Genomic DNA, 13,595 nt, shown 5'->3' on the forward strand with positions numbered 1-13,595 from the left:
AGACCTTAAGCGTGAAAAAAGAATGTATAGACAGTTTATTATATCTTTATCTGAATTACTTTACATTTGTAAATGCAAATAATAACTAGAACATGAAATTATTTAAAATAAAGACTATTGCCTTAACTGGTTTTTGTGCTATAGCACTTTCAGCAACAAGCTATGCACAACAAGGAAGTGTTGTACTGAATCAAGATGATAAGATTGATAAGTTACTCGAGGTAAAAAAAGAAATGAATAAGGATGAAAATGCGACAAATCGTTTTAAGATTCAAATTTATTCTGGTAGTCGTGTAGGTGCAGAAAAAGAATTATCAAACTACAGAAACGGATTTGATCAATGGAAAGCGACTTTAGTTTATGAAACACCAAACTATAAGATTTGGATTGGAAGTTACCGTACCCGATTAGAAGCAGATCGTGCACTAACAGAAATTAAGGAGAAATATCCTAATGGTTTTATTTTTCAACCCAAACCAAAGAATTAAAAAAGTAAACGCATAAAAAAAGGCAACCAAATGGTTGCCTTTTTTGTTACTATATATAAAACTCTTATTTAAGTTTCTTTTTCACTTCTACTTCGTGGAAAGATTCGATAACATCGCCTTCTTTAATATCATTGTAGTTTTTAATTTGCATACCACAATCATAACCTTTAGACACTTCTTTAACATCATCTTTAAATCGTTTCAATGAAGCTAATTCTCCAGTGTAAACTACCACACCGTCTCTAATTAAACGGACACCAGAAGTTCTGATAATTTTACCGTTTGTAACCATACAACCAGCAATACTTCCGATTTTAGATACTTTAAAGATTTCTCTAATTTCTGCTGTTCCAGTAATCTCTTCTTTAAGTTCTGGAGATAACATCCCTTCCATAGCATCTTTAAGATCGTTAATAGCATCGTAGATAATTGAATATGTACGGATATCTATTTCTTCTTTATCTGCCATGGCTCTTGCATTACCCATTGGTCTTACATTAAATCCGATAATAATCGCATCTGATGCAGACGCTAATAACACATCACTTTCTGTGATGGCACCAACACCTTTATGAATAATATTTACTTGAATCTCTTCAGTAGATAATTTCTGGAATGAGTCTGTTAATGCTTCTACAGAACCATCCACATCACCCTTAAGGATAATATTTAATTCTTGGAAGTCTCCTAAAGCAATACGACGTCCGATTTCATCTAGAGTAATATGACGTTGTGTTCGTACAGATTGTTCACGTTGTAATTGCGTACGTTTAGTCGCAATACGTTTCGCTTCACGTTCGTCTTCGAATACATTGAATTTATCTCCGGCTTGTGGCGCACCATCTAAACCTAAAATAGATACTGGTGTACTTGGTCCCGCTTGCTTAACTTCGTTTCCACGTTCATCATGCATGGCTTTAATCTTACCACTGTTTTTACCAGCTAAAACGTAATCACCAATTTTTAATGTCCCTGCTTGTACTAATATCGTTGATATATAACCACGACCTTTATCTAAATATGCTTCTACAACTGTTCCTGAAGCAGACTTATTTGGATTGGCTTTAAGCTCTAATAATTCAGCTTCAAGTAATACCTTTTCTAATAATTCTTTTACACCTGTCCCTACTTTTGCAGAAATATCGTGAGATTGTATTTTACCTCCCCAGTCTTCTACTAATAAGTTCATTTGTGCTAAACGTTCTTTAATACGTTCTGGATTAGCGGCTGGTCTATCTATTTTGTTAATCGCAAATATAATTGGCACACTCGCTGCTTGAGCATGAGCAATGGCTTCTTTAGTTTGCGGCATAATATCATCATCGGCAGCAACTACAATAATTGCTAAATCGGTAACCTGAGCACCACGAGCACGCATAGCTGTAAAGGCTTCGTGACCTGGAGTATCTAAGAATGCGATTTTTTGTCCGCCATCTAATTGCACTCCATAAGCACCAATATGCTGTGTAATTCCTCCAGATTCTCCTGCAATAACGTTTTCCTTACGGATATAATCCAGTAAAGACGTTTTACCGTGATCTACGTGACCCATTACTGTAACAATCGGTGCACGCTCTATTAAATCTTCTGGTTTATCTTCAATAACCTCTAAGTTATCTTCAAGATCTGATGTTACAAACTCTACTTGGTAACCAAATTCGTCTGCAACAATAGAAAGTGTTTCAGCATCTAGACGTTGGTTCATGGTAACCATCATACCTAACGACATACAAGCCGAGATAATTTGTGTTACAGACACATCCATCATCGTTGCTACTTCACTAGCCGTAACAAATTCAGTTACTTTTAAGATTTTGCTTTCTACTTCTTGTTGATCAAGGTCTTTCTGACTTTGTTCTCTATGTGAATCTCTTTTATCTCTACGATATTTAGCTCCTTTACCTTTACTAGATTTTCCTTGAAGTTTTTCTAAGGTCTCTCTAACTTGTTTTTGAACATCTGCTTCACTAGGTTCTTCCTTAACGATCGGACGTCTTGCTTGTCCTGGACCGCCAGCTCTTTTACCTTTATAAGTACTTGGTTTTACAGTTCTACCAGGTCCGCTAGTGTTTCCACCAGGTTTATTGGTATTGTTATCACCAGGTTTACTTATACGTCTACGCTTTCTTTTATTTGCAGCAGCATTATCGCCAGATTTAGCAACAGGCTTCTTTTTAGGCTTATTAAACTGAGATAAATCTATCTTTTCTCCAGCAATTTTTGGCCCTGAAAGTTTAGTATACTTTGTTTCTATACGTTCATCTACAACCGGTTTTTCCTCTTCAGCTTTTGGCTCTGATTTTTTAACAGGTTCTGATTTTTTTGGAAGTTCTGTTTTCTTAACCTCTTGAACAGGTTTAGACGGAGATGGTTTAGCAGGAGTTGAAGGTGGCGTTACTGGTTTTGGCTTATGCTCTACTTTTGGGGTTTGTGGAACTTTGGGCTCTACCTTTTTAACTGGCACTTCTTCTTTTTTCTCTGCTTTTGGTTCTACTTTTTCAACAGGCTTTTCTTCCTGCTTTACTTCTGTTTTCACCTTTTCTGCTTCTGGAACAACGTCCTTAGGTTTCTCTACTTCTGCTTTAGGCTGAATAGGTTCTTCCTTTTTTGCTACAGGCTTCGCAACATCTTTCGGTTTGGGATCTAAGTCGATCTTACCTACTTGTTTTGGGCCCGAAAGCTGTGATTTGGCTTTTACTATCTGCTCCTTCTTAGCTTCTTCTTTTTGTTTAGCTTCAAGTTCACGCTCGCGCTGTTCACGCAAGGCTTCTTTTTCTTTTAGCTTCGCTTCACTTACTTCTTGAGAGGCCACCTTCTTACTTGCGTCTGTTTGAAATTCGCCTGAAAGTACATTATATACTTCCTGAGAAATTTTTGTAGTAGGACGCTTATCGATGTCGATGCCTTTAGACTCTAAAAAATCTACTGCACGGTCGATAGAGATGTTTAACTCACGTAAAACTTTATTTAATCTTATTGTTTCAGCCATAAATTGCCTTTAATATACCCCAAATATAAGTTATTCTTCAAACTCTTCTCTAAGAATTCTAATAACTTCGTTAATTGTTTCTTCTTCTAAATCGGTTCTTTTCACCAAGTCTTCTACATCTTGTTCAAGAACACTTTTTGCTGTATCAAGCCCAGCTTTGCTTAACTCATCAATAATCCACTTATCAATTTCATCAGAAAATTCAGATAATTCAACATCTTCTTCTGCACCTTCTCTAAACACATCAATCTCATAACCTGTTAATTGACCGGCTAATCTAATGTTGTGACCACCACGTCCAATGGCTTTACTTACTTCTTCAGGCTTTAAAATAACCTCTGCACGTTTGTTTTCCTCATCAATTTTAATCGATGTCACTTTTGCTGGACTTAACGCTCTAGTGATGTACAATTGTAGGTTACTTGTATAATTGATAACGTCTATATTTTCGTTACCTAATTCACGAACTATGCCGTGTATTCTAGACCCTTTCATACCTACACAGGCACCAACTGGATCTATACGATCATCGTAAGAATCTACAGCTACTTTTGCTTTTTCACCTGGAATTCTTACTACGTTTTTAACAGAGATTAATCCGTCAAAAACTTCTGGTATTTCTTGCTCGAATAATTTTTCTAAGAATAAAGGCGATGTACGCGACATAATAATAGCCGGTTTACTTCCTTTTAATTCTACATTTTCGATAACTCCTCTTACATTATCTCCTTTACGGAAGAAATCTGAAGGAATTTGTTTTTCTTTTGGTAAAATGATTTCGTTACCTTCATCATCTAACAAAATTACAGCTCTGTGACGAATATGATGTACTTCTGCTGTATAAATATCTCCAATTAAATCTTTAAATTGCTTGTAGATATTTGTATTATCATGTTCATGAATTTTAGAAATTAAATTCTGACGTAATGCTAAAATAGCACGACGACCTAAATCTATTAATTTCACTTCTTCAGATACATCTTCACCAACTTCAAAATCAGGCTCAATTTTACGAGCAGCTGTTAAAGAAATCTCTTGATTAGGTTCTTCTACTTCACCATCTGCAACGACAACACGGTTTCTCCATATTTCTAAATCACCTTTATCTGGGTTAATAATAATATCAAAATTATCATCGTCTCCAAATTTTTTCTTTAAGGCGTTTCTAAAAACATCTTCTAAAATCGCCATTAACGTTACACGATCTATTAATTTATCGTCCTTAAATTCTGAAAAAGAATCAATTAACGCAAGATTTTCCATAACTCTTTTGAATTAAAATTTAATCATCACTTTAGCTTCTACAATATCGTTATAAGAAATATTTGCTTTTTTCTGAACAGTCACTTTACCTTTCCCTACCGGTTTAGGCTCTCTAGCTTTCCATTCTAAAACTATTTCATCTTCATTAGCATCAACCAAAACAGCTTCAATAGTCTCTGTTTCCGTTTTAACTTCTAAGGTTCTTCCTATATTTTTAACATACTGCCTACTTTGCAACAAAGGCGATGCAGCTCCTGCCGACATAACTTCTAGCGAAAAATCTATTTCTTCTCTATCTATATTATGTTCTATAGCTCTACTTATAAACATACAATCCTCAACACTCACACCCTCATCTCCGTCAATAATAACTTTAACAGCATTATCTCCAGAAATAGTTAAACTTATCAAAAACAAGTCATCTCGTTCTTGTAAGGCGCTTTCTAATAAATCTTCAACAGTTGTTCTAAACATTTTTTAGTATAAAAAGAGGGGACTCTGTCCCCTCGCATATTCTTTTTTCTTACAACGGGGCAAATATACAATTTTTTTATTGATTCACACAAGCTTTCAAATATCAATTTTTATCCGTAATTTTATATAGCCGTTTAACAAAAAACAAATATACTTATGAAAAGAATAATGGTCCCAACAGATTTTTCGGATGAAGCAAAATACGCTACTAAAGTTGCCGCAAAATTTGCCAAAAAATTTGATTGTGAAATACATTTACTTCACATGATAGATCTACCAGTAGGAGAATTAGACAAAATGACTCCAACCTACAGCGAAATACCTGAAGCACTATTTTTTATGAAGCTTGCTGCTAAAAATTTCGCAGAACTTTTAGAAGAAGATTTCTTACAAGATGTAACCGTACACCACTCTATTAAAACAAACACGACTTTTGAAGGTATTAATGAAACCGCAAAAGAATTAGACATAGACCTAATTATTATGGGCTCTCATGGCGCCACTGGTTTTAAAGAAATATTTATTGGATCGAACACAGAAAAAGTCGTTCGTACATCGCATATTCCTGTTTTAGTGATAAAAAGCACTGAAAACGAATTTGAAGCCAATGATATGGTATTCGCATCAGATTTTAACTTAGACAATAAACACACATACACACAAGCTGTAAAATTTGCTAAAAAATTCGATTCTAAAATTCATTTATTGTTAGTGAATACACCAAACAATTTCTCTACAACTAAAGAATCTTCAGACCGTATTGAAAAATTTATTGCTGGTTCAGATTACACAAACTACACAATAAATATTCACAATGATGATACTGTTGAAAAAGGAATTCTAAACTTTGCCGAAAAAATAGGTGCCGATCTTATTGGTATTAGCACACATGGCAGACAAGGTATTGCACATTTCTTTAATGGCAGTATTAGTGAAGACATAGTAAACCACGCAGTACGTCCTGTAATTACTTTTAAAATATAAACAAATTAAAACGGAAAAATTAAAGCCCCTATAATGTTAATTCATTTTAGGAGCTTTTTTTTATGTTATAAATAAGCGCTACATCTTTTTAATAAAACACGTATAATTAAACATTAAAAGACCACCTAAATGCAGATGGTTTATTCATCATTATATTTACTCTCCTATTAAAGGTAAAGATTCCTGCAACACTTCGTCTATCGACGTTTGCACATACCGTTCAAACTGCACAAATTGAGAAGCCGTTTTAGCACCCAATTCTTTTTTCACCTTTTTATAATATTTTTTCTGAAGTTTTTCACTCTTTGCTCGTATAGAAAATGTCTCTTTAACAATTACATCTGCTTGCTCGTCTGTTAACGCATCATACTGCTCTACATATTTTTCCAACAGCGACATACGTCTATTACTTATTTCTTTGCGTTCTAAAATATAGGCATCATAAATACCATTAAAAATCATTGCAGCTGTTGCATCTAAATCTAAAAACTCACCTATTACCGTTTTCTTTTCAGAATTAAACAAATCTTTAAAAGCTTCTAATTCTGCATCTTGAGCAAACACACCCAAACTAAATACCAGAGTGAATACAAGTAAAATCTTTTTCATATCAATTTAATTTTTAGTTACTATGTTTTTAAAGATATAATAAAATGAATTAATTAGAAACAGATTTACAACGCTTCTTTTTATAAAAAAAGCATTTTAAAATATATACATCACAAAGGCAAACCCCTAAAAACCAGACGGCACGTAAAAACGAGACCATTTCGCAAAACACACATTATCAATGCCATCTAAAAAAGCTTGGCTTGACTTAAATTTTATCAAAATTAACCGTTCGTCTAGAATCTAAATTTTCGAGTTCAAAAACAAAACTAATTTTATATATTTGGTAATACCTACTTATTAAATCAACTTATTAACCTAAAAAACAACACTTTAAGATTAACCCCAAAACACAAACATCTACTAGAATTTTATGACTCAACACGCTCCTTCCGTTATAAATCAAATTTCAGACAACATCTTAGGACTCTTGTCCTCTTACGAAGATCCTGAATTTAAAGACATTTTTAAGAAAACAAATCCAGGTAAAATAGACATGGATTATATTGCAAAAGCATTGCAAAGAAAAGAATGGGAAAAATACTCCAAAGACGCCATTAAAGACAAACTAATTCGTGATGGCTATATTACAGAACACGAAAATGGGAGTTTAACCATTACACGTTTTGGTTTAGAGTTTCAGAAAAAAGGTGGTTATTACCTACAAGATCTAAATCTAAACCAAACAACACAAACAGAAACGCCTTTTGAAAAAATAAAGAAAAAAATGGACTGGCAATTTATCCTACTAGGTGTAGCGCTATTTGTTATTCAAATCTTATCTATAGACTACATCAAGGATTTCTTTAATTAAATCGCTTAATAAACATTTAACCTATAAAATAACAAAACCCCAACCTTTTTCAAGATTGGGGTTTGTTGTTGGCCCACTAGGGCTCGAACCTAGACTCTTTGGTACCAAAAACCAACGTGTTGCCAGTTACACCATGGGCCATCAATAATTTGAGAGTGCAAATATAGAACATTTCATAATACACACAAACTTTTTTTTAAAAAATTTTAAACTAAATATTAAGGTTTACATAAAACGCTTCACTGTTACATATTTATTATTAAATTCGCCCTACTGAATAAACAACAAATTTCATGACACAATTCAACTTTAAAAAGTGGAATACCATCCTAGGTTGGTTTGCTTTTGCAATTGCTTTAGTAACCTACGGACTAACAGTCGAACCTACCGTAAGCTATTGGGATGCTGGAGAATATATTTTAACATCGGCAAAACTTCAAGTAGGTCACCCACCAGGAGCTCCGTTATTTCAAATGCTTGGAGCATTTTTCTCTATGTTTGCTCTAGAACCGAATCAGATTGGGTACATGTTAAATTTAATGAGTGCCGTTGCTAGTGCATTCACTATTTTATTCATGTTTTGGACCATAACTTTATTATTAAAAAATATAATTTCTAAAGACGAATCTTTATCTAAAGCTAAAGCCATGGCTATTCTTGGTAGTGGTTTAGTAGGAAGTTTGGCTTTTACTTTTACAGATTCGTTTTGGTTTAATGCTGTAGAAACAGAAGTATATGCTATGGCCACTTTAATTATGGCCATTATGTTTTGGTTGGGATTACGTTGGGAACAAGATATGCATACGCCACGCGGAAATCGCTGGTTGGTTATTATTGCTTTTGTTATTGGATTGTCGTTTGGAGTACACTTTATGGGATTATTAACCATTCCTGGTATTGCACTGGTGTATTACTTTAAAAATTACAAAACCATTACCGTTAAGAATTTTATTATTGCCAATGTTGTAGCCGTAGCGATTTTACTTTTTATCTTTAAATTGTTACTTCCTAATGCGCTATCCTTTTTTAGTACTTCAGAAATATTTTTTATCAATACTGTAGGATTACCGTTTAATTCAGGAACTATAATCGCTGCTATTTTACTTATAGCTGCATTTTATTTCGCTTTAAAATATACCAGAGATAAAGGCTATGTCCATTTAAATACCTTAGCGCTTTGTTTAATATTTATTTTTATCGGATTCTCTTCTTGGATGATGCTTCCTATTCGTGCAAATGCAAATGTGGTTGTAAATGAAAATGCACCGTCTGATGCGCGTGAATTATTAGCCTATTATAACTTAGAACAATATCCGGAAACGCATTTATTTTACGGTCCGCAATTCACTGAACAATATTCAGGTTTAGATGAAAACAATCCATATATAGACGATAAACCAAATTACGAAAAAGACGAAGCCCAAGGCAAGTATGTAATTGTAAACGATTATAAGCGCGCCAAACAAAATTATAATTCAGAGCACGCTTCTATTCTTCCTCGTATGTGGAGTTCAGAACATGCAGAAAACTATATGTTGTTTACTGGCTATTTAGATTTTAAGTTGAAACCGGAATACCAAATGGAAAACCAATTGCGTACTTCTGTGTCTAACTTTAAAAACGATGTTGCTCAGGGTAATGTAGATTTTGAAGATTACAACAGCTTCTTAACCCAATTCGGACAATATTTAGATATCGAAAAACCGTCTTTAGCAAGTAACATTGTATACTTATTCCAATATCAATTAGGCTACATGTACTGGCGTTATTTTATGTGGAATTATGTAGGTCGCCAAGACGATATTCAAGGAAGATACGACAATCATGGAAATTGGTTAAGCGGCATAAACTTTATAGACGAATGGCACTTAGATATGCCACAAACCAATTTACCTAGCGACGTTAAAAACAATAAAGCGAGAAATACCTATTATTTCTTACCGTTTATTTTAGGACTTATAGGTCTATTCTTCTTATTTAACAAAGACAAAAAAATGTTTTGGGTACTCTTTGTTTTCTTTCTCTTTACCGGAGTTGCCATACAAGTGTACACCAACGTCAGACCTTTTGAACCTAGAGAACGTGACTACTCGGTTGTAGGATCATTTTATGTGTTCGCCATTTGGATAGGTTTTGGTGTGTATGCCATTTTCGAAGCTCTTAAAAAGCATGTAAAAACACCATTACTGGCTCCAGCAATAACACTAGCTTGTCTGGTACTTGTTCCTGGAATAATGGCAGCCAATAACTGGGACGATCACGATAGATCTGATAAATACACGGCACGTTCTATGGCCAAAATGTATTTAGATTCTTGTGCCGAAAATGCCATCTTATTTACCATTGGAGATAACGATACGTTTGCCCTGTGGTATGCTCAAGAAATTGAAGGCTACCGTACAGATGTGCGTATTGTAAATACCAGTTTATTCCAAACAGATTGGTATATCGATCAAATGAAACGTAAAGCTTACGAGAGTGATCCTATTCCATCTCAGCTTACGCATGAACAATATAGATACGGTACGCGTGATTATATCATGAAACGTATAGTCTCTCAAGACACTATGGATATTAAAGACTTTATCAATTTTGTAGGTAGCGATAATCCTAAGACTAAATTTAAATACATCTTAGAAATGCAAGGCGAAGACCCTAGCTATTACCCTACACAGTTGCAAAACTCTAATTATTTCCCTGTAGAGAATCTAACAGTTAAAGTCGATAAACAAGCCGTACTTAACAATGGTATAGTGGCCGCAAAAGATGCCGACAAGATTGTAGACAAAATCAATTTAAACATTAGTAGTAGTGCACTGTATAAAAACAGATTATTAATGTTAGATATTATTGCTAATAACAATTGGAAACGCCCAATTTACTTTACTGGCGGTAGTTTTGGAGACGATGATTATTTATGGATGAAAGATTACCTGCAACTAGACGGTATGTGTTATAAATTAGTCCCTATAAAAACGCCTATTAGTAGAAGTAACCCATTTGATATGGGACGTGTAGATGCCGACTTAATGTACAAAAAAGTTAAAGCCTGGGATTGGGGTAATAGCGGAAGTCCTGACATTTATCACGATCCAGAAACGCGTAAAAATTCTATTTCTTACAGAGGAAACTTAGCCCGATTAATGGAACAATTAATAAACGAAAACAAATTTGACAAAGCTGAAGATGTAGCCGATATTGCTATGGAAAACATGCCTGTAGATTATTTCGGATATTACACCCTTTTAGAACCATATATTGCAGGGTATTATGAGGTTGGTGCAACAGAAAAAGCAAGAAAACTGTTTAAAGAAGTGGCTGCCAAGTATCAAGAAAATTTAAATTACTACAGTACTTTAAAAGTTGAAAAGCAATACGACATAGCCGAAGAAATTGTAACCAATATAGAGCGTTACAAATCTTTAGTAGATGTTTTATTACGTAAAGATGAAGCGTTTGCGAAAACAGAAATGCAAACGTTTAATAATCATTTAAAATTATTTGAACATTTTTATGGTGGTAGCGCTCCAGAACCTGAAGACATACAACCCACAGAATTAGATATTCGTCCTAATGATAGTGCGATTGTACCAGTAGAATAAATATGGGATTAATACCTGTTAAAACACCAAAATTTATAAAAGGCATATTTCCGAACTACGTTTGGGATATGCCTTTATTAGATACAAAGACCATCTATTTAACATTCGACGATGGTCCGAATCCAGAAATTACACCTTGGGTTTTAAAAACGTTAGAAGCTTACCAAGCTAAAGCCACATTTTTCTGTATTGGCGATAATATTAGAAAGTACCCAGACACCTTTGAAGCCACCATTGCTGCAGGTCACGCCATAGGAAATCATACGTTTAACCATTTAAAAGGATGGAAAACAAATACAGAAACGTATATTGAGAATGTAGAAAAAGCGGCGCAATTAATGTCTTCAAAACTATTTAGACCACCTTACGGCAAGATAAAAAATAAGCAGGCAAAGTTATTAAAGCAGCAAGGCTATCACATTATAATGTGGAGCATTATTTCTTTTGATTGGGATAAAGATTTATTGGAAGAAGACTGTTTAAAACATGTTATTAAACATGCCGAAGACGGACATATAATTGTGTTTCATGACAGCTTAAAAGCAGCTAAAAACATGCAATATGCTTTGCCTAAAGTCTTAGAATATTATAGTAAAAAAGGATATCAGTTTAAGTCACTTTCGGTTTAAAGAAACTGCTGAACAATGCCAATAAGTGTATTCGCATCTTGTTCGCCACTATGTCTCCATTTCATTTCGCCGTTTTTATAGACAATTAATGTAGGCAAACCTTTTACTCGAAGTGCTTCAGCTAATTCTTTGTTTTTTTCAACATCAATTTTTATCACTTTAGCTTTATCTCCAAGAGCAGCTGCCACATCACGTAATATAGGATGCATGGCTGTAGATTGTTCATTCCATTCGGTAAAGAAATTTAATAATACCGGAATGCTAACATCTATTAATTCCCCGAATTTTGACATATTTTACTATTTAAGAGCTCATTTTTTATTTCAACATCCTTATTAATAGTCATAAAAAAACTAATAAAATAAGGCTTTTGCTCGTGTTCTATCACATAAAAATAAGCAATTCTAAATTAATAATACCATTTATGTTAATTTAGGCCGTTTCAGAGCCTTTTTTAAGCTCTATAACGGTAATTTCTGGCCATATACCAACACGACCGGGAAAACCTAAGAAGCCAAAACCACGGTTTACATTAATATATTGTCCCATTTCTTTATATATCCCTGCCCAATATTTGTAGCGCCATTTTATGGGACTCCATTTTACCCAACCCGGAATTTCAATCCCGAATTGCATCCCATGTGTATGTCCGCTTAAGGTAAGATGATAATGGTAGTCGTCATGAATCACTTGGTCTTCCCAATGCGACGGATCATGACTCATTAAAATCTTAAAATCGTGAGCATCTATTTTAGACACCGCTTGCTTTAAATCGCCTGCTTTTTTAAAGTGACCTCTCCCCCAATTCTCGACACCAATTAAAGCAATACGTTGGCCATCTTTTTCAAGGTATCTGCTATCATTTAAAATCAGATCAAATCCAATCTCTTTCTGTATCGCCTTCAAATCTTCTAAATTTTGATCTTTTTCAGCCTCAGAATTCCACTGCACATAATCACCATAATCATGATTCCCCAATACAGAAAACTTACCATCTTTAGCCTGTAGTTTACTAAATGTCGTTTTCCAAGGAATCATTTCTTCTGCTAAATTATTTACCATATCACCTGTAAACAAAATGGTATCGGATTGCTGTTCATTTATCAAATCAATAGCGTATTCTATCTTCTCTCTATTATCAAAACTCCCGCTATGTATGTCACTAATTTGAGTAATTCTATACCCATCAAACGCTTCTGGTAAATCTTCAAAATTCATAGTATATTTTAATACCCTGAAATCATATTTTCCTTTAAACATCCCGTATAATAATCCTGCAAAAGGGATAGCAGCCATACCTATAGCGAGTTTACTAATAAAGGCTCTGCGTTCTGGAAAGTAACCAAACTCTTGCTTGTCTTTTGTAAAATAACGGTACACCCCTTGAGGAAAACGCAACAGGTCTTCGAAACCCAAAACCACTAATAAAATTAATTTAGGCACGATTACTACCAATAAAAATCCGAACGCATAACTTTTCGCATGCGTAAGCACTTTTAAATGACTAGGATTTAGAAGTAACTGATAAACAAAATTACCTAAAACAAGAGCACTTAAAACCCAATAAAGACGATACACATACCGTTGTTTGGTTATGGATTTAAAAGCCTGAAACGAATACCAATCTAAAAGAGCATAAACTAAAAAAAACAGAATCCAGCGTATCATGTAAACTTAATTAAAAGGTAAAATTAACAAATACACCATCAATGTATCTTATTATAGTGTTAAAGCTTGGGCCCT

The 13,595-nt window shown here is 34.2% G+C and carries 11 protein-coding genes and 1 tRNA gene; 5 read left to right on the forward strand and 7 right to left on the reverse strand.

Annotated elements, in window-relative coordinates:
- Positions 1-92 precede the first annotated feature (92 nt).
- The gene (locus tag AST99_RS16240) at positions 93-488 is read left to right on the forward strand and encodes an SPOR domain-containing protein (RefSeq protein ID WP_057783569.1); all 396 of its coding nucleotides are present in this window, start codon (positions 93-95) and stop codon (positions 486-488) included.
- Positions 489-552: 64 nt separating this feature from the next.
- Here the strand turns inward: AST99_RS16240 and infB are convergent, their stop codons facing one another.
- From infB to rimP, 3 genes are read right to left on the reverse strand one after another with little or no spacing between them, the layout of a single operon-like run.
- Positions 553-3,477: a translation initiation factor IF-2 gene (gene infB, locus AST99_RS16245; RefSeq protein ID WP_057783571.1), complete on the reverse strand. Its 2,925-nt coding sequence runs from the start codon at positions 3,475-3,477 to the stop codon at positions 553-555.
- A gap of 30 nt (positions 3,478-3,507) precedes the next feature.
- The gene (nusA, locus tag AST99_RS16250; protein WP_057783573.1) at positions 3,508-4,740 is read right to left on the reverse strand and encodes a transcription termination factor NusA; all 1,233 of its coding nucleotides are present in this window, start codon (positions 4,738-4,740) and stop codon (positions 3,508-3,510) included.
- 12 nt (positions 4,741-4,752) lie between these two features.
- Positions 4,753-5,214: a ribosome assembly cofactor RimP gene (gene rimP, locus AST99_RS16255; RefSeq protein ID WP_057783575.1), complete on the reverse strand. Its 462-nt coding sequence runs from the start codon at positions 5,212-5,214 to the stop codon at positions 4,753-4,755.
- A gap of 156 nt (positions 5,215-5,370) precedes the next feature.
- Here rimP and AST99_RS16260 point away from each other — a divergent pair, with 156 nt between their 5' ends.
- Positions 5,371-6,198, forward strand: coding sequence for a universal stress protein (locus tag AST99_RS16260; protein ID WP_057783577.1), 828 nt, complete (start codon positions 5,371-5,373; stop codon positions 6,196-6,198).
- A 156-nt stretch (positions 6,199-6,354) separates the two neighbouring features.
- Here AST99_RS16260 and AST99_RS16265 read toward each other — a convergent pair whose 3' ends face one another.
- Positions 6,355-6,807 (reverse strand): hypothetical protein, encoded by a 453-nt coding sequence (locus AST99_RS16265; RefSeq protein WP_057783579.1) that lies wholly within the window; start codon positions 6,805-6,807, stop codon positions 6,355-6,357.
- A gap of 373 nt (positions 6,808-7,180) precedes the next feature.
- Between AST99_RS16265 and AST99_RS16270 the strand changes: the two genes are divergently transcribed.
- Positions 7,181-7,621, forward strand: coding sequence for a hypothetical protein (locus AST99_RS16270; RefSeq protein ID WP_057783581.1), 441 nt, complete (start codon positions 7,181-7,183; stop codon positions 7,619-7,621).
- 68 nt (positions 7,622-7,689) lie between these two features.
- Here the strand turns inward: AST99_RS16270 and AST99_RS16275 are convergent.
- Positions 7,690-7,762 (reverse strand) — tRNA-Gln (locus AST99_RS16275).
- 152 nt (positions 7,763-7,914) lie between these two features.
- Here AST99_RS16275 and AST99_RS16280 point away from each other — a divergent pair.
- Entirely contained in the window at positions 7,915-11,223 is a 3,309-nt protein-coding gene (locus tag AST99_RS16280; protein WP_057783583.1) for a glycosyltransferase family 117 protein, read from the forward strand.
- A 2-nt stretch (positions 11,224-11,225) separates the two neighbouring features.
- On the forward strand, positions 11,226-11,852 hold the full coding sequence (locus tag AST99_RS16285; protein ID WP_057783585.1) for a polysaccharide deacetylase family protein: 627 nt from the start codon (positions 11,226-11,228) through the stop codon (positions 11,850-11,852).
- Here the strand turns inward: AST99_RS16285 and AST99_RS16290 are convergent.
- Positions 11,849-12,145, reverse strand: a complete 297-nt coding sequence (locus AST99_RS16290) for a thioredoxin family protein (RefSeq protein WP_057783587.1) — start codon at positions 12,143-12,145, stop codon at positions 11,849-11,851. The genes AST99_RS16285 and AST99_RS16290 overlap by 4 nt on opposite strands.
- A gap of 139 nt (positions 12,146-12,284) precedes the next feature.
- Positions 12,285-13,520: a metallophosphoesterase gene (locus AST99_RS16295; RefSeq protein WP_057783590.1), complete on the reverse strand. Its 1,236-nt coding sequence runs from the start codon at positions 13,518-13,520 to the stop codon at positions 12,285-12,287.
- Positions 13,521-13,595: the final 75 nt, after the last annotated feature.

It is taken from the genome of Formosa algae (assembly GCF_001439665.1).
GTDB lineage: Bacteria > Bacteroidota > Bacteroidia > Flavobacteriales > Flavobacteriaceae > Formosa > Formosa algae.